Below are 25,156 nucleotides of genomic sequence, written 5' to 3' on the forward strand. Positions count from 1 at the left end.
GCACCCCGGACCATCGTTCAATGCCCCTTCCCGAAATGGAACTGCGTCAGGCGTGGCCCGCCTTCGTCGAGCACGAAATCGATTCTCGCCGCCGGGTGCAGTTCCAGCCGCCACAGGGACTCGCCGGGCAGGCCCAGCAGGTGCTGGAACAGCAGGCGCATCGGTCCGCCATGGGTGATGATCAGCAGGTCGGCATCACGCGGCCGGCGCTCCCAGGCGGAGAGCACGCGGCGGCGCAGGTCCGCCAGCCCTTCGCCGCCGGGCGGGGCGTGGGTCTCGGGGTCGCGCCAGAAGGCCTCCAGTGTCTCGGGTGCCTGCGCGAGAATCTCGGCTGCGGTCCGGCCTTCCCAGTCTCCGAAATCCATCTCCTGCCACGCCGGTTCGACGGTCAGGGCCAAACCGTGCCGCTCCGCGAGGGCCTCGGCGAAAAGCCGGCAGCGCGACAGGGGTGAACTGACGACGCGCTGGACCTGCAGCCCCCGGGTGGCCTGCCACATCGCCGCCCGGCCGGCCGCGGCAAGGGGCACATCGAGCCGCCCGGCATAGATCCCGGGGCGTGCGGTCGCGCCATGGCGGAGCAGGGTCACGTTCATCTGCCGCTGGCCACGCCGGCTTCGTCGAAAGTCGCCATGTCCCGATGCAGGGCACAGGCCATTTGGATCAGGGGAATCGCGGCGGCAGCGCCGGAGCCCTCGCCCAGGCGCATGCCGAGGTCCAGCAGCGGGCGGCCACCAAGGGCATCGAGCACATCGCGATGGGCGGGTTCTGCGGACCGGTGACCCAGCAGCCAGCACTGGCTGGCACCGGGGGAAATGCGTTCGGCGATCAGCGCGGCGACGCTGCTGATCAGCCCGTCGATCACCGCCGGCATGCGCCGTTCCGCGCAGGCGAGATAGGCACCGGTCATCGCCGCGATCTCGAATCCGCCCAGGTGGCGCAGGATTTCCCGGGGATCGGTCAGCGCGTCGCGGTGCCGGAACAGCGCACGTCGGATCACCTCGGCCTTGTGCGCCACGCCGGGTGCGTCCAGGCCGGTGCCGGGGCCGGTCAGCACCTCGGGGGGGTGGTCGAGCAGGGCGCAGGCCAAGGCGGTGGCCGCCGTGGTATTGCCGATGCCCATTTCACCGGCCACGAACAGGTCTGCCCCGGCCTCCCGGGCACGGTGGACCGCGCGCCCGCCGCTGGCCAGCGCCTGGCCCAGCTGGGTTGCGGTCATCGCCGGCTCCCGGGTGAAGTTGGCGGTTCCGGGGCCAGCCCGCTCGCGGCGCACGCCGAGGTACTCGCCGTCGGGCAGCAGGCTGCCGACATCGACCACTTCCAGCCGGGAACCGGTCTGCTCGGCCAGTACCGAGATGGCCGCGCCACCCTGCGCGAAATTGACGATCATCTGGCCCGTCACTGCCTGCGGGAATGCGGAGACGCCTTCTGCCACCACCCCGTGGTCGCCAGCGAATACCGTGATCCAGGGACGGTGGATCTCAGGGCATTCACGGCCCTGGATGCCGGCCAGCCGAATCGCGATCTGCTCGAGCTCACCCAGCGCGCCGCGCGGCTTGGTCAGGCGGCACTGGCGCTGGCGCGCGGCTTCCAGGGCCTCGAGGTCTTTGCCGGCGGGTTTCATGAGCCCGCCCCCTGGCCCTTGAGCGTCAGCGACAAGCCGGCGGCGACGAACAACACCTCGTCGCAACGGGCCGCCAGCGCCTGGTTGAGACGCCCGGCCTGGTCGCGAAACTGCCGGGCAAGCGGATGCTCGGGCACGATTCCCAGGCCGACTTCGTTGGCGACGAACACGATCCGGCCGGGCAGATCGGTCAGAACCGCCAGCAGCGCGTCGCGTTCGACATCGACGCGGCGCGTGTCATGATCCAGCATCAGATTGCTCAACCAGAGGGTCAGGCAGTCGATGACCAGAAGCCGATCCTCGCGCGCATGCGCCTCGAGCGCCGCAGCCAGCGCACGCGGCGCCTCGATCGTCTGCCAGTGCCCGGGGCGGTCTGCGCGGTGGCGGGCGACGCGTTCGGCCATCTCCGGATCGTGGATCTCCGCGGTCACGATCACCGTCACCGGCAGGCCGGAATCGGCGGCGATGCGTTCGGCCAGGGCACTCTTGCCGCTGCGGGCACCGCCCAGTACCAGGGTTCTCATCGGACCTCCAGAAGTGAAAGGATTGTCGACATGTCCAGGTGGGCCTCGGCCATGTCGGCCAGCCGCTCCAGATCGCGCTCGCGCACCGCGCGGATATCCGGCGCGCACCCGGTACCGGCGATCGGCTGAGCCCGATCCGTTGGCTGCGATCGGGCCCAGTCGAGCAGTGCGGCGCAGGCCTGCGGATGGTCGAGAAGGCCGTGGACATAGCTGCCCAGAATCTGATCGTCGGCGCTGATCAGCCCGTCGGGCCCATGGGCCAGCTCGGCCGCCGGCTGACCCGGCGCCAGCACCGTGGTGACGCCCGCATGGATCTCGTAGCCTTCCAGGGGCGCATCGCGCAGCGCGAGCCTGCCCCGGACACGGCGAAGCCGCTTTTCCGGCGTCAGCGTGGTGTCCAGCGGCAGCAGGTTCAGGCCCGGACTGGAGCCTGGAACGCCCTCGATGCCTTCGGGGTCGCGGATCGTCCGGCCCAGCATCTGGTAGCCGCCACAGATTCCGATCAGCTTGCCGCCATAGCGCAGATGACGCAGCAGATCCCGGTCCCAGCGCTGTTCGCGCAACGCCGCGAGATCGGCACGAACGGCCTTGGAGCCGAGCAGGATCAGCAGGTCCGCCGGTGGCAGGGGCCTGCCCGGCCGTACCCAGACGAGTTCGACGGCCGGATGCAGGCGCAGTGGATCGAGGTCGGTATGGTTGCTGATGCGCGGCAGTACCGGCACCGCGACCCGCAGCGTCGGGCCGGCGGCGGCATCGGCTGGGCTGTTCCGCGCCGGCAGGGCATCCTCGGCCTCGAGGTGGAGATCCTGCAGGTAGGGCAGCACGCCCAGTACCGGCTTGCCGGTCTCGTTCTCCAGCCAGTCCAGCCCCGGTTGCAGCAGCGACCGATCGCCCCGGAAGCGATTGATCACAACCCCGACGATGCGCTCCCGCTCGCTGCCGGATAGCAGGGCGAGCGTGCCCACGACGTGCGCAAAGACGCCGCCGCGGTCGATGTCTGCCAGCAGGATCACCGGGCAATCCACCGCCTCGGCAAAACCCATGTTCGCGATGTCGTGCTCGCGCAGATTGATCTCGGCCGGCGAGCCCGCGCCTTCGACGATCAGGTGATCGAACCGGCTGGTCAGGCTGGCCCAGGCGGCGAGTACCGCCTCGCGGGCCCGACGCTTGTAGTCGTGGTAGGCGACCGCATCCAGCGTGCCGATGGCCTGGCCGCGCAGGATGACCTGCGCGGCCCGGTCGGTGGTGGGCTTGAGCAGCACCGGGTTCATGTCGCTGTGCGGTTCGAGACCGCAGGCGCGGGCCTGGGCCGCCTGCGCGCGGCCGATCTCGCCGCCGTCGACGGTGACCGCGCTGTTGAGCGCCATGTTCTGGGGTTTGAACGGCGCCACCTTCAGACCGCGCCGATGCAGCGCGCGACACAGCGCGGTTACCAGCATGCTCTTGCCGGCATCCGAATGCGTGCCCTGGATCATCAGGTGGCCGCCGCTCGTTGGGCCACCCGCGGACACCGTGTTGCGTTGGGCTGCACGGAACGCCGCACGCGAGCCCGCGGCACCTGCGTGGCGAGTCCCGTCATGCACGCGCGGCGACCTCGTCCAGCGCCGTCGCCAGGCGTCGCCAGCCCGCCTCGTCGGGCGGCAGCCCGAAACGCAGGCTGCATGGCGCATCGAACCGCCGGGTGAGGATCCCGCGGCAGGCCAGCGCCTCGTGCAGCGCGACCGCATGCTCATCGCAAACCCACTGAAACAGCGCGGTGCCGCCTGCCGGGGCGAGCTGGTGTTGCGCGAGAAGCCGGGCGAGGCGCGCGCCCTGCTCGGCCAGACGCCGCCGATTGCCGCGCTGCCAGGCCTCGTCGCCCAGGGCCAGGCGGGCGACATGACGGGCCGGATGGGACACGTCCCAGGGGCCCAGCAAGGCATCGAGTCGTTGCAATACAGGCTTCTCGCCCATTACGACCCCCACGCGCAGGCCGGCCAGACCGAAGAATTTGCCCAGCGAGCGCAGTACGAACAGGCCCGGCCGGCCGGTGTCGGGCGCCAGGCTCTGGCGCGGGTCGGCGTCGATGAACGCCTCGTCCACCACCAGCCAGCCGCCGCGCTCGGCGAGTCGCGCCTGCCAGTCCAATAGGTGTTCGCGGCGGTAGGTGGTACCGGTCGGATTGTTGGGATGAATGAGCAGGAGGACATCGAGCCGGTCGAGTGCGTCGGCCGGGTTTTCGGGTGCCAGGGGCTGGATCTGGTGACCGCAGGCGCGCCAGGCATGGGCGTGCTCGGCATAGCCGGGGATCGGGATCCCGACCCGGCAGGCCGGCCGCAGCCGCGGCAGCGTCTGAATGGCCGCCTGCGAGCCGGCCACCGCCAGCAGATGTCCGGGATCGGCGCCGTAATAGCCGGCGGCGATCTCGATCAGCCCGTCCTCGTCCTCGGGCAGGCGCAACCAGCATTCCGGCGGAATCGACGGCACCGGCCAGCCGTTGGGATTGATGCCCGTGGACAGATCCAGCCAGCGTTCCGGTGCCAGGCGGTAACGGATCGCGGCCTCCCGCAGTCTGCCGCCGTGGTGGAGACGCGTGGCCTCAGGCATTCCCGACATGACCGCCCACCTCGACCAGCAGTGTCGCGAACGTCAGTGCCGCCAGCCACAGCAGCAGGGCGTGGCGGACCAGCCCGAGCGCCCGTTCGATGTCGGGTCCGTCGGGCCGGCGGCCCTCGCCGAGATCGGCACGCCGCTGCCATTGGCCCTGGTAGCGCGCGGGCCCGCCGAGCTGCAGGCCCAACGCCCCTGCCCCGGCGGCCATCACCGGGCCGGCATTCGGGCTTTTCCACCGCTCCCCCTGAGTTCGCCAGCAGCGCAGGGCCTGGCGGGTATTTCCGACCAGGGCGTAGCTCAGGGCCGTCAGGCGGGCCGGCAGATAACCCAGGAGATCGTCGAGGCGGGCGGCGATCCGTCCGAAGTCGCGGTAGCGGGAGGTGCGATAGCCCCAGAGCGCATCCAGCGTATTGCCCAGCCGGAACAGCACCGCGCCGGCGGGCCCCAGCAGCACGAACCAGAACAAGGCGCCGAAGACCGCATCGTGGCCGTTTTCCAGCACCGATTCGATGGTGGCAGGCGCCGGGTCGATCGCCTCGAGGTCACGGCTGACCAGCATGCCGGCCTGTTGACGGGCGGCGGCTTCGTCGCCGTGAGCCAGGGCCTCGGCTACCGGCCGGGCATGCTCGGCCAGGCTGCGGTGACCCAGTGCCAGGTACAGCACCAGGATGCCGAACAGTGGCCCGATGATGGGCAGGCCGGCCAGCCAGAAGGTCAGGGCCGTGGCCGGCACGACCAGCAGCACCACCGCCAGTCCGCCCCGGGCCTGCCGGAACCGTCGGGATGCCCCGGAGCGGTTCAGCCGGGCTTCGAACCAGCCGCCCAGCCGGCCGAACCCGACCAGCGGATGGAGCCGCCCCGGCTCACCCCACCGGCCATCGAGCAGCACCGCCGCGACAGTCGAGAGCCAGAGCAGCAGCATGGATCAGAGATCGACGCCCGGCTGCGCCTTGACCCCGGCGCGAAAGGCATGTTTGACATCGCGCATCTCGGTGACGGTATCGGCCAGTTCGATCAGCGCGTCGGAGGCGCCACGGCCGGTCACGACCACATGCTGCATCGGCGGACGCCGGCGAATGGCCTCGAGTACCTTGTCGCTGTCCAGGTAGCGATAGCTCAGCAGGTAGGTCAGCTCGTCCAGCACCACCAGTTGACAACCGGAGTCGGACAGCATGGCCTCGGCGACTGCCCAGCCGCGCTCGGCGGTGGCGATATCCTGGCTGCGGTCCTGGGTATCCCAGGTGAAACCGTCACCGAGCACATGCCAGGCGACGCCCGGATCACGGTTGAAATAGGCTTCTTCGCCGGTATCTCGGCGGCTTTTCAGGAACTGGCAGACACCGACCTTCAGGCCATGGCCCAGGGCGCGGGCCACCATGCCGAAGGCGGAGCTGGACTTGCCCTTGCCATTTCCGGTGAGCACGAGCAGCAGGCCGCGCTCGTCGGTGGCCTTGCTGATCTGCTCGTCGATCACGGTCTTCTTGCGCTCCATGCGCTGGCGATGGCGCTGGTCGCGGTCGTCTTGGGTCATGTCGGTCGATCCTGTTCCGGTGAGGTGAAACGATTGCCGTCCTGCGGCTGCCAGGCGTCGCGCAGGTCACGCAGCCGGTACAGTCCCTCGATGATGACCGGGGCTGCGTGGTGGAAAAACGCGCCGGGCAGCGGCACGACGGGGACGCGGCGCGAGGCGTTGATCACACGACAGGCCTCGGCGTTCTCGCTGGCGAACACGAAGAGCACGTCCGGGCGTTCGGCATCGATCAGTGCAGCGAGCCGGTCCTTCCGGTCGGTAACCGGGATGTGGTGCACGCGATCGCCGGCACTGATCACGTCGAAGCCAGCCGTGGTGAACACCTCGTGCTGCCAGCTGCCCCTGCCGAAGGCATACGGCTGCCCGCTGCAGGACGCGAGCAGCAGCACACGCACATGCTCGCCCCGCACCTGGGCGGCGGCGTCGCGCCATTGGGCATCAAAGTCCGCGGCGATGCCATCGGGGTCGGGCAGGTTTGCGGCCTCGGCGATCCGGCGCAGGTTGTCGGCGATGCCGGCCATGCTGCCGAATCCGTCCACAATCATCGCCCGGGCGATCTCCGGTTCGAGAGTGCGCCACAGGTCGGGATCGGTCCAGGGCGAGGTGATCGCCAGGTCCGGCGCCAGCGCGCGAATCGCGGCGATATCCGGGTCCAGGATGCCGCCGGTATCGGCCCAGTCGCCGCGATCGTAGCGGCTGGCGCCGACGATGCAGTGGTCCAGGCCCAGCCAGCGCAGCGTGTGCGTGATATAGGGCGACTGGCTGACCATGCGCGGGCAGTCCGGCTCGGCCGCCGCCGGGGCCGGCCCGGCCCCGAGCAGCAGTGCGACCACCACCAGCAGCTGCGGAAGGTATCGGTGTCTGCCGAGCATTCCGGCCCCCTACTGCTGGAAGTGGACGGACAGGTACGCCGCACGACCCGGCTGGTTGAAGCCGGCTGCGGTCTGGTAGTCCTTGTCCGTGACGTTGTCCACCGTCGCACGCAGGGTCCACTGCGGAGCCAGCTGCCAGGACGCACGCAGGTTCAGCAGCGCGTGGCCGGCCAGGCGTTCGGCGTTGCCCATCCAGTCATAGTCGAAGCTGCGGCCGCGCGCGATCACGGTGCCGCCGACGCTGAAGTCGCCCATTTGGCGGTCGAGATCCAGCCTCAGGGTGGCGCGTGGACGACGCGCCAGCTCGTTGCCAGTATCGCGATCCTCGGCATCGAGAAGCGTGAGCGCCGCTGCGGCGTGCCAGTCGCTGCGATGCAGACCGGTTTCGAATTCCAGGCCCCGGATTCGAGCCTTGTCGATGTTGGCAGGCGGCCAGCCGCTGATCAGGTTGCGGACATCGGTCTGGAAGAGCGACGCCTCCCAGTACAGCGCCTGGTGCGCATACCGCAGCCCGCCCTCGAGGGTCTCGGACTTCTCGGGATCGAGATCGGGATTGCCGTCACCGGGCCAGTACAGCTGGTTGAACGTGGGCGCCTTGAAGGCCGTGCCGTAGGAGGCCCGGCTTTGCAGGTTTTCGGTCAGCCTGAAGCCCCAAGCCACCTGCCCGGTGGTATTGCCGCCATAAGCCTCGTTGTCGTCGTGGCGCAGGCTGCCCTGCAGATCGTGCCGTCCCAGTTCGGCCTGCAGGACCTGGTAGATAGCGCGGTTGTAGCGGCGAGTCTCGTCGAAGTCGACGGTACTCTCGACGCGATCCTGCTGCCAGTCGAGCCCGACGGTCCATAGCAGCGATTCCCCCAGCAGCAGGTCATTGCGCCAGTCGGCCATGTCGCGGCGGGTATCGAAACGCGAGGAGAACTGCCCCTGCCCGAAATTATCGTTCTCGTCGCGGCTCTGGCCGATCGTCAGTTCGCTGTGCCAGGTCTCGGCCAGGTCGCCGCGTACGCCGGCGCGCAGCGCTTGATGCACGAAGTCGGTTTCATCCTCGAAACCGTCGAATTCCGTGCGCCCCTGCGAACGCAGCAGATTGCCGAACAGTTCCAGCCCATTGTCGAACCGGTGGCTCAACTGGCTGGCCAGCGAGGTGTTGCGAAAGCCGTCCCGGTCGTTGTCGCCGACCTCGTCGCGCACATTGATGCCATCGGTTTGCTGATGGTCGGCGGACAGCGAGAAGCGCGTGCTCCTGTTGCCGCCCTGCAACCCGACACCGGCTTCGCGGGTGTTGAACGAGCCGATACGGCTGTAGGCGTTGAAGCGCGCCGGGCCCTCCGCGCCCTTGCGGGTGAACACCTGGATCACGCCGCCGATCGCATCGGCGCCGTAGGTGCTGGCGCGGGGACCGCGCACGATCTCGATGCGCTCGATCTCCGATGGTGGCAGGAACTGCCAGGACGCGCTCCCCATCGTGGCCGATCCCATGCGCACGCCATCGACCAGCAACAGGGTGTGGTCGGAGTTGGTCCCGCGCAGGAACACGCCGGTCGCCTTTCCGAACGGGCCGGTGTCCGCCACGCTGATGCCGGCGCGATTGCGCAGCAGGTCGACGAATTGCGCCGGCTGCAGGCGCTCGATTTCCTCGCGCTCGATCACGGTGACTGCCGACAGCGATTCGTCCACGGTCTGCGCAGTGCGCGTGGCCGTCACGATGATCGGTTCGAGTTCGGTGGCCAGCGCCAGGTGGACGGGAGAAATGAAGGTTACGCCGGCCAGCACGGTGGCGACCGGAAGTCTGCGGATTTTCATGATCATGGCTCCTGCGCGCCGCCCGCACGCATTCGGTGATGGTTTCGTGGATGTCGTTCGGGCCGGTATCCGGGCTCGCGCCGTTGCCTGAATCTTCAGGCCGTCCCGCATCGCCTTCCCATCCCCGAGGTGGACAGTGGCCGTGTGATGCGGGAGCCAGACGCTTACCGTTGCGGGGGCAGCACAGGCCTTCGGAACGCGTGGTTCCGGCACCTGTTTCCCGTTTAACCCCGGTTCGCTCACCGGGGCACCCGAAACGTGCTTGCCGATACCCGCGCGCCGGACGAAGCGCCAGCACGGGTATGCAGCGCGGCGGAGTATAGGGGGGAGGCCGCGGCAAGTCCAACATCGATGCCGCGCCCCTGCCAGGGCCCGCCGCCCGCAGCGTGGGTGATGGGGAACGAGGCCCGGAACTGCATTCCCTGGGGCCGCGACCGTGTCCGGCCGCCCGAGCTGAGGGGTATAGGCGAGGTCTGCCGCCGGGGCGAAGCCGTACCCCAGGTCAGCGGTTGGGCCGGTGCATCCGACACCCCCAACGGGTGCTGGACCGTGCGATCATGGGCGGGCCTTACTGATGCCCCTCCAGAGCGTAGCGACGAACCCCCGACAGCCATGGCAGGACTGATTCCACAGGCTTTTATCGACGATTTGCTCGAACGCACCGACGTGGTCGAGCTGATCCAGCGCTACGTGCCCCTGAAGAAGGCCGGCAGCGAGTTTGCAGCCTGCTGCCCGTTCCACAGCGAGAAGACGCCTTCGTTCTATGTGTCTCCGCGCAAGCAGTTCTATCACTGCTTCGGCTGCGGGGCCCACGGCACCGCGATCAGCTTCCTGATGGAACACGAGAACCTCAGCTTTCCCGAAGCGGTCGGTCAGCTCGCCGAATGGACCGGCCTGGAGGTCCCGCGCGATGCCGATCCGGCAGGCCGCGACCCCACCCGCCATCTGCTGGATGCGCTGGAGGCAGCCGCAACGTTCTACCGCGAACAGTTGAAAGCCAGCCGCGCAGCGATCGACTATCTGGAGGGCCGTGGCATCGACGGCGCAACCGCGCGGGATTACGCGCTCGGCTGGGCACCGGGGGATGGCAACAGCCTTGCCCAAGCCCTGCGCGGGCGCTTCGACAACGACACCCTGGTGGCCGCCGGCCTGGTCTCGCGCCGCGACGATGGCCGCCTGCGCGACCGCTTCCGCGCACGGATCATGTTCCCGATCCGGGATCGCCGCGGCCGGGTGACCGGCTTCGGCGCGCGGCTGATCGCTGCGGGGGAGCCGAAATACCTGAACAGCCCTGAATCGGCGGTCTTTCACAAGGGGCATACCGTCTACGGGCTCTTCGAGGCCCGCAAGGCCGAGACGCGGCTGTCCGAACTGGTCGTGACCGAGGGTTACATGGACGTGGTCGGCCTGGCCCGCGCTGGCTTCCGGCGAGCCGTGGCCTGCATGGGGACGGCCCTGACCCGCGACCACCTGGACCTCCTGTTCCGGCAGGTACCGCGTCTGGTTCTGTGTTTCGACGGTGACGACGCCGGTCGGCGCGCGGCCTGGCGATCGATCGAGCAGGCATTGCCCGTAATCCGGGGCCTGCGCGAGATACGCGTGCTGTTCCTGCCTGAAGGCGATGACCCGGACAGCCTGGTCCGCCGGGAAGGCCTGACCGGCTGGCAGCAACGCCTCGACGCGGCCGTGATGCTATCGGAGACGTTCCTGCAGCTGCTCTCGGAACGCCACCCGCTGGAGACCGCCGAGGGCCGCAGCCAGTGTGCACACGCGGGCATCGCACTGATCCGGACGGTGAAGGATCCGCTCTTCCAGCGCCAGCTGCTCGAACTCCTGGCCGAACGGACGCAGACCGACCGCGACCAGATCGAGTCGATGCTGGCAGCCGGGCCCGAAGACCGCGGGCACCCGTCCGCGCCCGCCGCCGCCCGGCCGCCCCAGACCCGCCCGGAGCAGGCAGAACCGGCGTCGGGGTCCAGACAGCTGTGGGCGGCACTGCTGGCCCGGATCCTGCAGCTGCCGCAACAGGGCTGGGACGCACCGGAGGTCCGGCGCCTGGCCGGAACCAACACCCGGGCCGCGGGGATCCTGGAGGCCATGATCCGTCGGATCGGCGAGTCCCCGGCGATTTCAACCGCCCGACTGCTCGAGCATTTCCGGGACGAGACGTTCTTTCCGCGTTTGGCGGCACTCGCAGGCGTGCCCCTGGACGGCGAGGATCCGGAACTTTCCCGCCGGATTGCGCTCGATAGCGCGGAACGCCTGTTCGAGGAACATTGCCGGGCGCGCATCCGCGCACTGGCCACAACGGGACGCCCGCTGGAATCGGAACAACTGGCCGAGTTGCGACGTCTCCAACAATGGCTGGTGCAGCGGGACAGCGCCGACCGGCCAGGCTGAGGCAGTCGGCCACGGGAACAAGCTTGAAATACCATGCGTCTCCCCCAACTATCCAGGTGTGGACGCGTTGACGAGGAAATCGCGCGCAGCACAGCGCTGACCCCCTCCCGCTGGCGGGGTCCGGGCAGAGGCAACGGCCCCGTTACGCGAACGATTCTCGCCTGTCGGGGCGGCGCGTATCGCGATGATCGTGAGCGTGAGGGCGGATGTGTAGCGCCGATGGCGCCAGGGTATAGCAGCCCAAGTGTTCTCATACCACATGACGCGGCAACTGCAAAATCAGTATTCTCTGCTATACTGTCTTATTCGATTTTGGACGATTTACCTCGGAGCACAGACGCGATGAATCGGGAAGAACAACAGTCACAGCTCAAAGAGCTCATTGCCAGGGGCAAGGAGCAGGGCTACCTGACGTACACCGAGGTGAACGACCACCTTCCGGACTCGATCATCGACTCCGACCAGATCGAAGACATCATCGCGATGATCAACGACATGGGCATCGCGGTGCACGAACAGGCCCCCGACGCAGACACCCTGCTGCTCTCCGATGGCAGCGTCTCCTCGGACGAGGATGCCGAGGACGCGGTAGCCGCGCTCGCGGCCGTGGACAGCGATTTCGGCCGCACCACGGACCCAGTGCGCATGTACATGCGCGAGATGGGCACAGTAGAACTGCTGACCCGAGAGGGCGAAATCCGCATTGCCAAGCGGATCGAGGAGGGCCTGATGCAGGTTCTGTTCGCGCTCGCGCATCATCCGAGTGCGATCAGCCAGCTGCTGGAGCAGTACCAGCGCCTGATCGAGAACAACACCCGCCTGACGGATCTGGTCGTATCCTTCATCAGCCCGGAAGCGGGAGATGGAGAGGCGGTTGCGCGTGGATTGGCCGAACCAGGCACGGCGACCGAGAGTCCACCCACCGCCACGGCGCAAACCAGCGACGAAGACTCGGACGACTCCGACGCGGACGACTCCGACGAGGAAGTCGAGGACACGGGGCCGGATCCCGAAGAAGCGCGCGTGCGCTTCGCGCGGCTGGCGGAACTGCACAACGCCGCACAGGAGGCGTGCCAGCGCAAGGATTACGAAGCGTATGCCCGGGCACGCGAGGAAACCGCGCGCTACTTCATGGAGTTCAAGCTGGTGCCGCGGGTGGTCGATGAACTGACGTCGAACCTCCACGCGACCATTGCCCAGATCCGGCGCTACGAGCGGCAGATCATGCAACTGGTCGTTGCGCAGGCACGCATGCCACGCAAAACCTTTCTCGACTCGTTCCCGAAGAACGAAACCAACCTCGACTGGATCGAACAGGCACAGAAGGGCAAGGGGAAGTATACCGAGCAGTTGGCCGAGGTGGCCGACGAGGTCGTGCGCCTGCAGAAGAAGCTGCTCGAGATCGAGAAGCAGGCGAACCTCAGCATCGCCGAGATCAAGGACATCAACCGCCGGATGTCGATCGGCGAGGCCAAGGCGCGACGCGCGAAGAAGGAGATGGTCGAAGCCAACCTGCGCCTGGTCATCTCGATTGCGAAGAAATACACCAACCGCGGCCTGCAGTTCCTGGACCTGATCCAGGAGGGCAACATCGGCCTGATGAAAGCGGTGGACAAGTTCGAATACCGGCGCGGCTACAAGTTCTCGACCTACGCGACCTGGTGGATCCGGCAGGCGATTACCCGCTCGATCGCGGACCAGGCGCGCACCATACGGATCCCGGTGCACATGATCGAGACCATCAACAAGCTGAACCGCGTCTCCCGGCAGATGCTGCAGGAGATGGGACGCGAGGCAACCCCCGAGGAACTCGCCGAGCGCATGGAAATGCCCGAGGACAAAATCCGCAAGGTGATGAAGATCTCCAAGGAACCGATCTCGATGGAGACGCCGATTGGCGACGACGAGGATTCGCATCTGGGCGACTTCATCGAGGACGAGAAGGTGATGACCCCGGTCGAATCGGCGGCCCGCGCGAAGCTCTCCGAGGCAACACGCGAGATCCTGGCCACGCTGACCCCGCGCGAAGCCAAGGTACTGCGCATGCGCTTCGGCATCGACATGAACACCGACCACACGCTGGAAGAGGTCGGCAAGCAGTTCGATGTGACCCGCGAGCGCATCCGGCAGATCGAGGCAAAGGCCCTGCGCAAACTGCGCCACCCGACCCGCGCGGAGCTACTACGCACCTACATGGACATCGAGTAAGCACCGCTCCGCTCCCGGTGGTCCGCGCCGGGGGTGGGGGCCGTATCGCGTTCCGGGCCTGTAGCTCAATGGTCAGAGCAGGAGACTCATAATCTCTTGGTTGCAGGTTCGAGTCCTGCCGGGCCCACCAATATTTTCAATGCCTTACATTGCCCACCGAAACCTCCAGCCAGATACTGGGGTTCCCGTGTAAGCACCATGTAAGCACTTTCGAGAAGTCCGCGGCTCTGGCGGTGGCACCACCAACCCCCACCCACGAAAAAACCCCGGCCCAGCGACCGGGGTCGTTAGGCTCGGCGGGACTGGCGGCAGCCGGTTACTCGGGCCGGTCCCGCAGGATCAGCCAACGCCCGATTATCAGCGCCGGATGGCTACCACTGGTCGCCCGATCGCTCGAGGTTCAGCGCCAGCAGCCGGGACAGAATCTCCGGCCCCGGCTTATCGGGCGTGCAATCGGTCCATCCGTAGGCCGCGGCCACCGCTTCCTCCAGAACCCGGTGGGCGTGATCCAGACAGGCCGGCCGCTGGTTGTACCGGTTGATCAGGGTGCGATTCTTCGGATCCGCTTCATGACCCGGCTTCGGGACGACCCGATCCGGATATCCCGGCGTAACCACCGGCACTCGGGCAGGTTTAACCGGTTGTCGATCTCCGTGTTGGCGCCCAGACGGCCCGTGCGCACGCGGGGCGCGCTTCACTGCTGAATGCCCGACCCCGCAACCCCGGTGGCCCTTCACGGCCCTGAGCGGGCAGTCAGCGTGGATGGTGAAAAGGCTAGAGTGGGACGTAAACCTGACGTTCGGAGCCGGTTTCTGAGGTCGATATCACGCCTGCCGGACCTGCTGCAGAGTGAAACGGGTCATTGCCTGCATCGAGGTCCCGTAGTGATTCAGACAATCCTCGCCCACCCGGATGCGAAAGCGTCGGCGCCCTAAGCCCCGAGGCAGCCGCCCTCCCGCGCGCCACCGCAGCGGCGGCTGTTGGACGAGACGGGGTAACCCCACGATGACCTCCTTTGGGCTGTGCCGTCAGCGGCATGGCAACGGCGTCGGCTGTCCGGGAAGCCGGCGGGAGGGGACAAGCGCCGGCAAGGCCGTCCCGGGCGGGGGCCCAAATCGTGGTGCGCCCCCTGTTTGCCCCAAAAATATTTGCCCTGGGCAAAACGTTTGCACACAGCAAATAATCGTGTACTATTCTCCCCATGGCGGAGTGCTACCACTCCGTGTGCTCTTTAACAGACTCCTCCTGAGATCAGGCTTGAACCGGGCCGCTTCGATCGCGAAGTAGCCGACGTTGGTGTCAACGTCCTTCCAAGGCGTCATCTGCCCGTAACCGCGTGGCAGGCGACCGGCGCTCCCGAACCACTGGGGCGACTGGGCCTTCGGCTGGAAATTGGGTTCGTGGTGTTTGCTGCATTCCAATCGGTCTGATCGTGTTGGCGACTGGTGCGATTTGCACCGTTTGGAATCATCAACACAGGAGATTTCGTGATGAACGAAGAGCCTTTGAAGAAGGTGCTGATCGTCCTATTGGACGTGAAAGCATCGATGCACGATGCAGCGGACACCAGTGCTACTGAACAACTGGACGAGGCGATCGAACTGATACAGGGATTCATCGACACTGGCTACCGTGACGCCGGCATGAAGCACGCCGTGCTGTCGGCGCTCGGTAAGGTGCTTGAAAAACTCCCCAGTATCGTCGCCCTCCTCCAACTCCTGTCCAGATAAGCACAGCGAACCCCTTTTCTAATTCGAGACTGATACGACGATGAATCTTGGCGCGGCCATAAAATCCTGTCGAAAACTGCGCGGCCTCACTCAGTCCAAGCTGGCTGAGCTGTCGGACGTATCGGTATCCCATCTGTGCCTGATCGAGAAGAATAAGCGCGATCCTAGCATCGCGACCATCGAGTCCATCTCCAAGGCACTTAAGACCCCGCTTTCCGTACTTGTTTTCATAGCGGCAGAAAAAGAAGAAATACCCGAGCTGAACCAAGACCAGCTTGATACCATTTCAACTGGAATTCTGGAACTTATGGATGGCACCAGAAAGCAACAAAACCTGTTCTAAGGTTGGTCCCATTGCGCATGTCAAGGCACTGGCCAGCATCCTCTCGACAACCCCGTCTGAGTTAATCGCGCTTTCCGAAAACGTCCCTTCTCTGTGGAAGCCGGGCAAGGTCCTCAGGAAAAAGGACGGCACGCCCCGCCCCACCCATGACGCGCGTAAAGCGCTGAAGGTCGTTCACGAGCGTATCAAGAACCGCCTCCTTAGACAGGTGGACTATCCCGGTTACCTCCTTGGCGGCATCTCAGACAAGCTGACCACCCGCGACTACTCCAGGCACGCCGCCCTTCACGCCAAGAAAAAAATCCTGATCAGCGAGGACATCCAGGACTTCTTCCCCAGCACTACCGCAGAGGTAGTGCAGGAGATCTGGCAGCGGCTTTTCAACTTCCATCCGGACGTCGCAGAACTACTGACCCGGCTTACCATCTATGAGGGCGCCTTACCCCAGGGTTGGAAAACCAGCGGCTACCTGGCCAACCTCGCTCTATGGAGACGGGAACCGGATTTCGTGGCACGCCTTCATCGCCAGGGGCTCGCCTACAGCCGCTTCATGGACGACGTTACCGTCTCTGCGCCATATCCGCTAAGTAAGACACAACTGACCAATATCATTTCGGGCATCTATGGCATGCTCGCGTCTGGCGAGTTCGCGCCCAAGAGAGCGAAGCACAAGATAGCGACTGGACGAAGCCGGATGGAGGTGACGGGTCTCAACGTCAACGCCGCCAAGCCATCGATGCCAAAGAAGCGACGTGACCAGATACGGGCTCAGGTATACCAGTGCGAACAAGGGTACAAACGGGATCCCCGCTCACCGGAGTATCTAACGCAATGGCGCAACGCATCGGGCAAGGTCGGAACCATGAAACGTTTCAACCCCGGTGAAGCGAAGAGCTTACGGACTAGGCCTGCCCTTTACCCACAAGTTGCGCAGACCAGTCGATACGGGGCGGTGTCATTCGATTTCATCTCGTAAAGCGTAGGCAAAGGACATGGTGGTGAGTTTGGCGTAGCCGTGCCACATCAGCTGGTGGCCAGGCGGCGGATCGTGATTGCGGTTGGTGTACCCACCGAGGATGGCGACTTCGCGGACAGCTGCCCGGAGGCTGCTGGGGCGAGGCCGGCGCCGGGACTGGGCGTAGTCGCCGAGCACCCGCAATTCGACGTCCGAGAACAGCAGTTCCGGTGGCAGCTCCGGGGCCTCCCGTCCCAGCAGGGTCATCAGCATCACCCGCCAGGCGATGACCAGCCGGATCGCGATGGCGCGTTCCAGGCGCTCGACGCTGTGATGGCCGAGTTCGTCGATCTTGCAACCCGATTTCAGCACCCGGTGCCAGTCCTCGATGCGCCAGCGCAGGCGGTACCAGCGCAGAATCTCGGCGGCCTGTTCGGCCGAGGCGACGGTCAGGGTGGTGAGCACGAACCACTCAAGCGGCTTTTCCCCTTTCGGCGGATCCCGTTCCAGCGCGTGCACCACGGTCAGTTCCAGGGTGACCGGCTGATCGGCATCGGCGGGTGTGCCACGGAGCGTGATCGGGGTGTAGCGCAGTTCCAGTTCCGCGGTCCGTGCCGCTCGGCCCAGGCGCTCGGGGCGCTTGCTGGTCTTGGTGCGCAGGCTCTGGCCATCGACCGGGAGTTCGACCGAGCCGCGGCTCGCCGTCGCCCGGGCGACCTCGAACAGGCGCCGCCCGTCGGCAAGCCGGCGGTTGTGCTGGGCGCGGATCACCAGCTCCACCGCGGGGTGACGCTGCTGCTCGACATAGAGCTCGAACGCATCGGCCTCCCGGTCGGCGACACTGATCACCCGGGTATTGGGGAGGGTCGCCGCCAGTGCCGCTGCATCGCGCAGACCGGCGATCCAGCGGAAGCTCTTTTTCTCTTCCTGCGCCGGTTCCGCGTCGCCCCGCGGCTGCGGCGCCTCGAACTGCGCTTGCAGCACGCCCAGCGGCAGCCCGTCGGCGTTGACCGCCAGCGTCGAGTGCAGATGCAGCCCCAGACTCTCGGCACCGGTTTGGTTGCGGCCGATGACCCCGACGCCGCGCGTCTGCGGGCGGGTGGTGAAGTTCAGATCGGTGCCATCCTGCAGGCACAGCACCGTTGCCTGCGCCTGCATCCGGCGCTGCGTGCACGCCCGATGCGGCGCCAGGATATGCTCCGGCGTCACGTCGGAGTCCTCCGGCTGGTCGATCAGCCGGTAGTAGCCCTTCACCGCCGCCCAGTCGTCGCGGGCCACCGCGGTAAAGGCGCGCAGCGGATCCTCCCCCTGGCGCCGGGCGCTGTCCACCAGCCGTTTCGTCAATCGCTTGTCCCCCAAGGGCGCACCCCCGAACTCGTGTTCAGCCCACTGCTGCGCATCCAGACCCTCGGCGGGTTCCAGCGGTGTGTCGCCCCGTGCCGGTGCCGGACCCACCCCAAGCGTGCGCGCCAATCGGGTTCGAGTTCATAGAGATAGATCGCCTTGCGGGTCTCGGCCGCGGCGTGGCCCCGGTCCTGGCGCCCCCGCCCGCCGGTCTCGCCCACAAAACGCCAGTTCGACGCCCGCAGGCTGACCCCGGTGTGCGGAGGCTCGATGAAGGTCTCCACCAGCCAGGGACGATACCCATGGCAGGCCTCGAAGTCAGCCCCCAGCCGCCGCAACGCCCGACCCAGCGTCCACGACGCGAGGTTCCGGCAGGAAACGCCCGGACGCAACAGGAACCGGTTCAGTCCCACCACACGGTGTCGGTGGCGTTCCCGCAGCGCCGGATCCCAGCCGATCCAGGCATCGCGTGCGGCCAACTGCAACGCCGACGCCGCAAACCCCAGCGCCCCCAGCCAGCCCTGCGCCGAACCCACCAGATACCGCAGCTGCGCGCCCACCAGCGGCCCCATGCCGCGCGGGTGCTCGCGCGCCATCAGCTCATTCCAGAGCGCCCGGTGCTCGGCCGTGTCCACCCGTACCAGCGCCAGGCCCTCCAGCTCGGTGACCTCGCGGCCCACTCCCTGGGGTGCCGGCACCGCCACCCCCAGGCGCCGGCCCTGGCCCCCGCGCCCCGGGCTGCTGCACGCAGGCGGCAGCGTAATCCGGCCCGCGCGCTCCAGCGCCCGCAGCGCCTTCAAGCAGCCCGCCCGCTGCGGCCGCCCACGCGCATCGAAGAAGCCCCAGGTGGTACAGATCTGATCCGCCAGCGCGGTGCGGTGCAGTTCCGGCGCTTCCCGGATCAGCGCCTGCACCCGAGCCAGGTTCGCCGGCGCGCTCAACGTGCGCTTGATCTGGCTCTGCTCCCACATGCCCGGCACGGTACCCGGCCGGCAGGCGTTTGTCCAGCACTAGATGTGGGTATAGGGCAGGACTAGGAAGGTGCGGAACAGCGCGTCGGTCAGCCCTTCGTGTTCGTAGAGCAGCTTGATGTCGAACAGGTCGCGCGGGTGCTGGCGATCGACCGCCGCATGGAGTTTGCCACCGAACAAATCCTCAAATGACACGACCTGGACGGCGGCATAGCCGAATTCATCTTCGACCGTTGGGGATACGGCGCGGCGTTCAGGATCGTGCACGACGCCGCGCATGACAGGTGAGATTTCAATCTTGACTTCGGCGCCGTCGAGCCGGGCTCGGATACGGGTGGCGCCGCCACCGCCGCCTTCGATGCGTTGCGCGCGGAGACGCGGAATGCCGGCGTTGGCCGCCTTCATGATCCTGTCGAGCGTCTCGTTGATCTCCCTCAGACTTTCCGCTCGGTCTTTGACCGGCAGGTAGGTCAGGTCGATATCTACCGACAGGCGCGGCATGTCGCGGTAGAACAGGTTGATGGCAGTGCCGCCCTTGAGCGCGAACACGGGTTCCGCCTCGATGAAGGGCAGCAGACGCATCAAAAGCGCTACCTGTGCACCATAGACGTCACGGGCCATCGGTATCTCCCGTTGAGGCGTCGACGAATTCCGGGGGGACCATGATGCGGTAGCGCGGATGGATCTTGCCGCCCGTGATCAGGGCGCGGTCACCCGTACCGAGGTTGAAGTCGTCGGGGTCAAGGCGCTCGCGCCAGGCATGTTTGTGGCGGTCGGCGAAAACGAAGAACAGACGTCTGAGCTTGATCGTGCGGCAGCTCTGCAGCAGCGCCGCGAGCTGGCGAGGCCGCATCGTCGCCAGCCCCTCGAAAACCATGTCGAGGTTATGAAAACTCTCATGCGCGGGCAGTTCGTCAAGTGCTTCGAGGATCGCGCGCTCCGGCGAGGATATTCGGAGCGTCCAGCCCCAGGGCAGAGTCGGGGCATTGCCGTTGCTGTATTCCGTCAGACCGAGCGACGGGTCATCGAACAGGGACAGGGGGCGGCTTATGAGCGGTGCGTCGAGGGTGAGGCGCGACAGCCACGTTGGTGTGTCGCTGCCGTAGATCCACACGGGCGGATGCGCGCCCAGCGGGAGATAGTGGCGGTAACCCTGGAGGTCAAGGGCGGACATGCCGCCGACATGGACTTGGTAACCCATGATTTTCTGGAGAGATAGGATGCAGCTCTTCCAGTCCGGAGGGACTGACTGCGGCGAGGGGCGACGGAAGACACCGCGCTCCAGCCGCTCCAGCCAGCCGCGATCTACGTATTTCCGGGTGAGGAACCGGCTGACGCCGTGGTTCTCCAGCCAGCGCGCATCCACCACAAAGCCGGCGGGAACAGCTTCCAAGACGCTCTTCAGCGTGTCCGATTTTTGTGCACTCATGGTACACATGATGGAGAAGAATCGAAGATTACGGCAAGTCTGCTTCGGACTTGCACGATTATGGGTACTTTCAGTACACGAATTGCGATGTCCAAAAAGAGTGCTGTCGCGCGTTTTGTCTCTGCCAAGGCTTCGGTAGGTCAGGTACCAAGCTTCGCGCCATGCCCCGCGCAGCATTTGGCGAAATCGGGTCCTGCCCACGATTCAGAAGCGTGCATGCCTCGCCAGCCGGGGGTGAACCACCCCGAGGTTTCCGGAGGCGGGGTTTTCATGGGTCAGGCTACCTTTCTCAGAACTTCCCGGCTCTGATATCACCCCTCTTGCCGCGCCGGCCGTCGAAAACGATGCCCGCGATGGAGGTTTCCGGCCGTCCGCAGCGCACCAGTGGGGAGTCGTTCGTGAGCAATGGCTCGGCGGTCGCTCAGGGGCGGCTTCAGCCAGTGAGTTGTGCCTCATCGCGAACTCACACGACGTCCCCTGGACACCAGATCGCCGTATCGTCACCGCCGAGGGCCACGGTGCGTCCCGCACGGCACTCGACGCCTACCCGCGCGCAGACAAGCGCATCCAGTGCATCCTCGTACCGCTTCAGCGCCGATAGGCTCTTGATGATGGTCGGCTCCGGAAGCTCGAGACTCAGCCCCTCGAACACCTGGGCCAGCGCGTCGCGAATGGCGGTGAACTCGATCAGCAGGTTCCGGATCCGACCCGGCACCGGTTCGCCTAGCCAGTATTTCCTGGACTTGCTGACTTTCTACGGCACCCGTTGCGAACGCGTGAGCAACGACAACAGAGCCGGATGCGGGTACACCTCGAGGAACTGCCGACCAACGGGCGATGGCGTTGCCGGCGTCGCCAGCTCGAAACCAGCCGCGGACAGCGCGTCTGAGATTCGAGCGCCCAGCGGCCCGGGCGTGCCAGGGTCGGCGAGTGGCCGGCGCACCAGCGGCTGCTGAGTTCCCGGAAAACGACTGGCGGACCAGTCGAGCACGATGCAGTGCCAACAGCCTCCTCGCTGCTGGACGAAGGCCACGCCGCTGCGCCGCGCAGCAGTCCATGCCGCATCGATGGCGAGGATCGTTGGCTGAGGAGTCAGACGCATGCCGGGCTGTGAGGGAAGGAAATATGCCCTTGCAGGGGCACCGCAACGCGCTTCGCCGTTGAAGCTCTAAGACTCGACGCCGCCTTCAGTCCGGCCCTGCGAATTGGCGCAAGGCACGGAGCAAAGTCGGTCGTAATCGTCGGCTCATGACACAACGGCCTCCGCAGCAATTCGGTAACCCATTGCCCGGTACCCCCGCTGGCGCTTGTCCCACATCCGCAGCACCGCCGGGTGGCCGGTATCCACGACGTCGATAATCCGCACGTCCGTCTTGCTGGCGTGCTCCCGGTGGAGGCGCCCAGCGTATTGCTGCAACGTACCCTTCCAGGAAACTGGCATGGCCAGCACCAGTGTATCGAGCGGTGGGTGGTCAAATCCCTCCCCGACCAGTTTTCCGGTAGCCAAAAGGACGCGCGGTGCATCGGGAGGCAGTGCGTTCAGATCGGCGATGAGGGCGGCCCGCTGTTTCTTTGACATCCGGCCGTGCAGCATGAACGGTTCAGGGATTTGACACGCCAAAGCAGCCATAATTGCGGCTAGGTGGTCGGTGCGCTCGGTTAACACCAACACCTTACGACCCTGCTCAAACGCTTCTTTGATTACAATTGCAATGGCATCAGTCCGCGCCTGATCGTTAGCAAGATACCGGAACACGTCCTGAATACCGGCCGTGGCCGGCAGTTCGATCCGGGTGCACCGTGAGTGTGGAAGAACCTTCAGGTCGTGAGGCGCTCCAAGTGGTTGGGCGGCGGTGTATCGAATCGGCCCACATTGCATGAAGATGATCGGCTGTTGCCCATCTCGGCGGATGGGTGTTGCGGTAAGGCCGAGCACATACTTCGCCTTCGTTCGCTTCAGGATGGCATCGAAGGAGACGGCGCCAACGTGGTGACACTCATCCACAATGACTTGGCCATAGTTTTCAACCAAGGAGTTGACCTCGCCCTGCCGGGATAGCGACTGCATCACGGCTATGTCGATCTTGCCGGCGGGTTTGGCCTTCCCGCCGCTGATGGTACCGACCACCCCCTTGCCCTGGCCTAGAAAAACCTGCAGGCGCGCCTGCCACTGCTTGAGCAGCTCGGTGCGGTGCACCAGCACCAGCGTGTTGACGCCCCGGCGCGCGACCATCGCGGCGGCGGTGACTGTCTTGCCAAAGGCGATCGGAGCGCACAGCACGCCGGTATCATGCTGCAGCATGGCCGAGACGGCAGCCTCCTGATCGAGTCGCAGGGTTCCGAGGAAACTCACTGCAATGGCTTCACCACCAAAGCGCTCGTCGCGGAGATCACAGGAAATGCTGTTCTCACGCAGGAGGTCTAATGCGGCGTCGAGGCAGCCACGTGGTAAGGCGATATGCTGCGGATAGTTCTCCGCGCAGCCAATCACGCGCGGTTTATCCCACACCGATATCCGCATGGCCTGGGCCTTGTAGAACTCGGGGTTCTGGAAGGCGGCCAGACGGACCAGGCGGTTGGCCAGTACCTGCGGCAGTTGGGCCTTTTCGAAGTAGACGAGATTGGCCAGCGTCACGGTCAGCGAGGTGGGCATAGTGCCCCCCAGCTTCTTGGGAGACGAACCCCGCTTCCACGGCGTGGCCAAGTCCTCATCGTCGATGAAGGTGACGTCCAATGGATGAATGCCACCGGTGGCCCGCAGGATCGTGGGTTCGATGTCGTGCGCCGCCATCAGTTGGATGCCCGCCAGAAAGCCCCATTGATTGGCATACGGGCGCAGATCGGCATCGACGAATACGCTGCAGCCGTTTTCGCGAGGTTGCTTCTGCAGTGGCAGGGCGATCAGGTTGCCGAACCCGCCCTTGGGCATCGTGTCTTGATTCGGGAATAGCCGGTCATAGGACTTCAGCTTCAGTTGTCGGGTGCGCGAGCAGGTGTGGCTGATGATGGCCGTGCCCAAGCGCCGAGCATCGCGTGCTGCGACGCGACTGGCGAAGAACACCCACGCGTGCGCACCGTCGCCTGATCTGGAAATCTCCAACGCAGTCGGCACACCCAGTTCTTCGCAAGACTGCACGAAGGCGCGGGCATCATCGCGCCAATCGGCTTCGTCAAAATCGGCCGCCAAGAAGTAGCAGGTGTCGTCTTCCAGCAGTGGATAGACGCCGACCGTGTGCTCACCGGCCAGATGGTCGTAGATTACGGCATCGGAAAGTGGGATCAACAAACGATTGCTGCAGTTTCCGCACTTGATGCGTGGCTTTTCGCAGACCCCAGCTCGCCACTCATTCGCGCAGGCGGGCGCGTACCCGGCCTTGTCGCTGGTCTTGCTCTCCCAACGGATGGGGTAGACGTCCGTGCGCCCACGGAATAGGCGCCGGAACAGTGCGACTTTTTCAGCGGTGGAAAATTTGGACGATTCTGGCTCTCGAACCGCTGTAATGGGTGCCCACGGCAAACGCCATTCAATGCCGTGGGCTTCCAGCAACGCAATCAGTCGGGCGTTCTCGACCTGCAATGCGGCCAATTCACCGTGATCCGCCATCGAATCCACACTCAGCCAGAAGATTTGGTTATCCCCGCCCACAATAGCGGGGTTTCAGACTCCATACACATCGGCGGCCTGCTCATAGGCTGTCCCATCATGAACAATGTCAGTTTTACACGCCTGCGAACGGCAAGAAGAGTCACGTCGTGTGCCGTATCGGTCCCGCGTGGCTCTTGACTACCAGCTCCAGCCTCTGCCAGCAGCGGCCGGCACTCGGCGGGCTTGGCCTGCGCGCGCAGCACCGGGTCCCCACGCAAGGGGGCAGGTCTCGCGTTGTAGCGGGCAGGCCACCCTTGCGCGTGCAACTGTCTGTGTATGGGTGACCGCTTTCGATCAGATTGCGGTGGCTCGCTGCCGCAGCCTGGGGGACGGGTAAGGGTCGGCTTCTGCCAGTGCCATGTTTGTGGGGCTGGGATCTCGACCCTGAGTCGCCATTGGCTACTGTGAGCCAGAGGCTCGTAACCGGCACGCTGCCGGCCGCCCCAGGAGCCGGTGATGGTGGCAGCGGTGGCGCTTGTCCCCGCCACGGTGATCTTCTACTCTGAGGTGGAGATGGACATGATGGTGACTCAAGTGAGCGAATTGCACCGAATCACGATCGATCCCGACGTCTGCGGAGGACGCCCATGCCTGCGGGGTCTACGCATTCGGTGTCCTGGACCTTCTGGCTTCCGGCGCCTCACACGAGGAGGTGCTTCAGGATTACCCCTATCTTGAACCGGAAGACATTGTTGCCGTTCTGGAGTACGCCGCCCGCCAGAGTGACCATCCTGTGCTGTCCGTTGTTGCCTGATGCGCTTTCTGGTGGACGCGCAACTGCCGCCGGCCCTTGCTCGGTGGCTGAGCGCCCAGGGCTGTCCAGCCGACCACGTCGCCGACCTCGGGATGGCAGAATCCCCGGATCGAGTGATTTGGGAGTGGGCAGCACAAGAGAGTGTGACGATTGTCACCAAGGATGAAGACTTCGCCATCTGGCGAATCACCTCCAGTGCCGGGACGCCACGGGTCGTGTGGCTCAGAATGGGCAACACTCGCCGGTCGGAATTGCTGGCGCGCATGGAAATTCTATTGCCTCGGGTTTTGGCCGCCCTGGAGGGCGGCGAGACGCTGATCGAAATTCGTTGATGGCGCTGGAGATCACGCGTAGCACCTCTGTGGGCGTAGTCCTCTTGAATTGCCCGTTGACCTGACCAGCCTTCAAGGAGTTCTGAGGGCTGCACTTATGGGCT

The 25,156-nt window shown here is 65.7% G+C and carries 22 protein-coding genes, 1 tRNA gene, 1 pseudogene and 1 riboswitch; of the genes and pseudogenes, 8 read left to right on the forward strand and 16 right to left on the reverse strand.

Annotated elements, in window-relative coordinates:
* Window positions 1-17: 17 nt before the first annotated feature.
* From TVNIR_RS16510 to TVNIR_RS16550, 9 genes are all read right to left on the reverse strand, one after another.
* Window positions 18-593, reverse strand: coding sequence for a histidine phosphatase family protein (locus TVNIR_RS16510; RefSeq protein WP_015260218.1), 576 nt, complete (start codon window positions 591-593; stop codon window positions 18-20).
* Window positions 590-1,621 carry a nicotinate-nucleotide--dimethylbenzimidazole phosphoribosyltransferase gene (gene cobT, locus TVNIR_RS16515; RefSeq protein ID WP_015260219.1) on the reverse strand — a complete coding sequence of 344 codons (1,032 nt, stop codon included), beginning with the start codon at window positions 1,619-1,621 and terminating at the stop codon, window positions 590-592. The genes TVNIR_RS16510 and cobT overlap by 4 nt, the downstream gene beginning before the upstream one ends.
* Window positions 1,618-2,145, reverse strand: a complete 528-nt coding sequence (gene cobU / locus TVNIR_RS16520) for a bifunctional adenosylcobinamide kinase/adenosylcobinamide-phosphate guanylyltransferase (protein WP_015260220.1) — start codon at window positions 2,143-2,145, stop codon at window positions 1,618-1,620. Before cobU ends, cobT begins: the two co-directional genes overlap by 4 nt.
* Window positions 2,142-3,620 carry a cobyric acid synthase gene (locus TVNIR_RS16525; protein ID WP_015260221.1) on the reverse strand — a complete coding sequence of 493 codons (1,479 nt, stop codon included), beginning with the start codon at window positions 3,618-3,620 and terminating at the stop codon, window positions 2,142-2,144. Before TVNIR_RS16525 ends, cobU begins: the two co-directional genes overlap by 4 nt.
* Before the next feature lie 100 nt (window positions 3,621-3,720).
* A complete protein-coding gene (cobD, locus tag TVNIR_RS16530) occupies window positions 3,721-4,740 on the reverse strand; it encodes a threonine-phosphate decarboxylase CobD (RefSeq protein WP_015260222.1) in 1,020 nt (339 codons plus the stop codon).
* Window positions 4,724-5,659 (reverse strand): adenosylcobinamide-phosphate synthase CbiB, encoded by a 936-nt coding sequence (gene cbiB / locus TVNIR_RS16535; protein WP_015260223.1) that lies wholly within the window; start codon window positions 5,657-5,659, stop codon window positions 4,724-4,726. Before cbiB ends, cobD begins: the two co-directional genes overlap by 17 nt.
* Before the next feature lie 3 nt (window positions 5,660-5,662).
* On the reverse strand, window positions 5,663-6,268 hold the full coding sequence (gene cobO, locus TVNIR_RS16540; RefSeq protein WP_015260224.1) for a cob(I)yrinic acid a,c-diamide adenosyltransferase: 606 nt from the start codon (window positions 6,266-6,268) through the stop codon (window positions 5,663-5,665).
* Window positions 6,265-7,140, reverse strand: a complete 876-nt coding sequence (locus TVNIR_RS16545) for an ABC transporter substrate-binding protein (protein ID WP_015260225.1) — start codon at window positions 7,138-7,140, stop codon at window positions 6,265-6,267. The genes cobO and TVNIR_RS16545 overlap by 4 nt, the downstream gene beginning before the upstream one ends.
* A 9-nt stretch (window positions 7,141-7,149) precedes the next feature.
* On the reverse strand, window positions 7,150-8,940 hold the full coding sequence (locus TVNIR_RS16550; RefSeq protein WP_015260226.1) for a TonB-dependent receptor domain-containing protein: 1,791 nt from the start codon (window positions 8,938-8,940) through the stop codon (window positions 7,150-7,152).
* Window positions 8,941-8,983: 43 nt separating this feature from the next.
* A riboswitch (cobalamin riboswitch) is annotated at window positions 8,984-9,210 on the reverse strand.
* A 342-nt stretch (window positions 9,211-9,552) separates the two neighbouring features.
* Between TVNIR_RS16550 and dnaG the strand changes: the two genes are divergently transcribed.
* The 3 genes from dnaG (at window position 9,553) to TVNIR_RS16565 (ending at window position 13,678) form a co-directional block, all read left to right on the forward strand.
* Complete coding sequence (gene dnaG, locus TVNIR_RS16555) at window positions 9,553-11,340, forward strand: DNA primase (protein WP_015260227.1); 1,788 nt, start codon at window positions 9,553-9,555, stop codon at window positions 11,338-11,340.
* Between the two features lie 342 nt (window positions 11,341-11,682).
* A complete protein-coding gene (gene rpoD, locus TVNIR_RS16560; RefSeq protein ID WP_015260228.1) occupies window positions 11,683-13,548 on the forward strand; it encodes an RNA polymerase sigma factor RpoD in 1,866 nt (621 codons plus the stop codon).
* A gap of 54 nt (window positions 13,549-13,602) precedes the next feature.
* Window positions 13,603-13,678, forward strand: a tRNA-Ile gene (locus TVNIR_RS16565).
* Window positions 13,679-13,919: 241 nt separating this feature from the next.
* On the opposite strand, the gene TVNIR_RS16570 is transcribed toward TVNIR_RS16565, so the two are convergent.
* Window positions 13,920-14,165: an adenine methyltransferase gene (locus TVNIR_RS16570; protein WP_237251669.1), complete on the reverse strand. Its 246-nt coding sequence runs from the start codon at window positions 14,163-14,165 to the stop codon at window positions 13,920-13,922.
* Between the two features lie 870 nt (window positions 14,166-15,035).
* Between TVNIR_RS16570 and TVNIR_RS16575 the strand changes: the two genes are divergently transcribed.
* The 3 genes from TVNIR_RS16575 to TVNIR_RS16580 are packed head-to-tail and all read left to right on the forward strand — an operon-like array spanning window position 15,036 to window position 16,597.
* Entirely contained in the window at window positions 15,036-15,278 is a 243-nt protein-coding gene (locus TVNIR_RS16575) for a hypothetical protein (RefSeq protein WP_211263123.1), read from the forward strand.
* A gap of 40 nt (window positions 15,279-15,318) precedes the next feature.
* Window positions 15,319-15,621: a helix-turn-helix domain-containing protein gene (locus TVNIR_RS19350; protein WP_083499489.1), complete on the forward strand. Its 303-nt coding sequence runs from the start codon at window positions 15,319-15,321 to the stop codon at window positions 15,619-15,621.
* Complete coding sequence (locus TVNIR_RS16580; protein ID WP_052316651.1) at window positions 15,590-16,597, forward strand: reverse transcriptase family protein; 1,008 nt, start codon at window positions 15,590-15,592, stop codon at window positions 16,595-16,597. The genes TVNIR_RS19350 and TVNIR_RS16580 overlap by 32 nt, the downstream gene beginning before the upstream one ends.
* Here the strand turns inward: TVNIR_RS16580 and TVNIR_RS20880 are convergent.
* The 6 genes from TVNIR_RS20880 to TVNIR_RS16610 all read right to left on the reverse strand — a co-directional run bounded on the left by TVNIR_RS20880 (window position 16,577) and on the right by TVNIR_RS16610 (window position 23,924).
* Window positions 16,577-17,920, reverse strand: coding sequence for an IS4 family transposase (locus tag TVNIR_RS20880; protein ID WP_052316628.1), 1,344 nt, complete (start codon window positions 17,918-17,920; stop codon window positions 16,577-16,579). The two genes, TVNIR_RS16580 and TVNIR_RS20880, sit on opposite strands and share 21 nt — an antisense overlap.
* Window positions 17,917-18,891 (reverse strand): Druantia anti-phage system protein DruA, encoded by a 975-nt coding sequence (locus TVNIR_RS20885; RefSeq protein ID WP_015258465.1) that lies wholly within the window; start codon window positions 18,889-18,891, stop codon window positions 17,917-17,919. Before TVNIR_RS20885 ends, TVNIR_RS20880 begins: the two co-directional genes overlap by 4 nt.
* A gap of 39 nt (window positions 18,892-18,930) precedes the next feature.
* Entirely contained in the window at window positions 18,931-19,512 is a 582-nt protein-coding gene (locus tag TVNIR_RS16595) for a nucleotidyl transferase AbiEii/AbiGii toxin family protein (protein WP_237251671.1), read from the reverse strand.
* Entirely contained in the window at window positions 19,502-20,320 is an 819-nt protein-coding gene (locus TVNIR_RS16600; RefSeq protein ID WP_083499490.1) for a type IV toxin-antitoxin system AbiEi family antitoxin domain-containing protein, read from the reverse strand. The genes TVNIR_RS16595 and TVNIR_RS16600 overlap by 11 nt, the downstream gene beginning before the upstream one ends.
* 463 nt (window positions 20,321-20,783) lie before the next feature.
* Window positions 20,784-21,035: a hypothetical protein gene (locus tag TVNIR_RS16605; RefSeq protein ID WP_015260233.1), complete on the reverse strand. Its 252-nt coding sequence runs from the start codon at window positions 21,033-21,035 to the stop codon at window positions 20,784-20,786.
* 531 nt (window positions 21,036-21,566) lie between these two features.
* Window positions 21,567-23,924 (reverse strand): TOTE conflict system archaeo-eukaryotic primase domain-containing protein, encoded by a 2,358-nt coding sequence (locus TVNIR_RS16610; protein WP_043740832.1) that lies wholly within the window; start codon window positions 23,922-23,924, stop codon window positions 21,567-21,569.
* 576 nt (window positions 23,925-24,500) lie between these two features.
* On the opposite strand from TVNIR_RS16610, the pseudogene TVNIR_RS19355 reads away from it, so the two are divergent.
* Window positions 24,501-24,720, forward strand: a pseudogene (locus TVNIR_RS19355) (DUF433 domain-containing protein).
* Window positions 24,720-25,052, forward strand: a complete 333-nt coding sequence (locus tag TVNIR_RS16615) for a DUF5615 family PIN-like protein (RefSeq protein WP_043739753.1) — start codon at window positions 24,720-24,722, stop codon at window positions 25,050-25,052. Before TVNIR_RS19355 ends, TVNIR_RS16615 begins: the two are co-directional and overlap by 1 nt.
* Window positions 25,053-25,156 lie beyond the last annotated feature (104 nt).

The sequence above is a fragment of the Thioalkalivibrio nitratireducens DSM 14787 genome, from assembly GCF_000321415.2.
Taxonomy (GTDB): Bacteria; Pseudomonadota; Gammaproteobacteria; order Ectothiorhodospirales; family Ectothiorhodospiraceae; genus Thioalkalivibrio; species Thioalkalivibrio nitratireducens.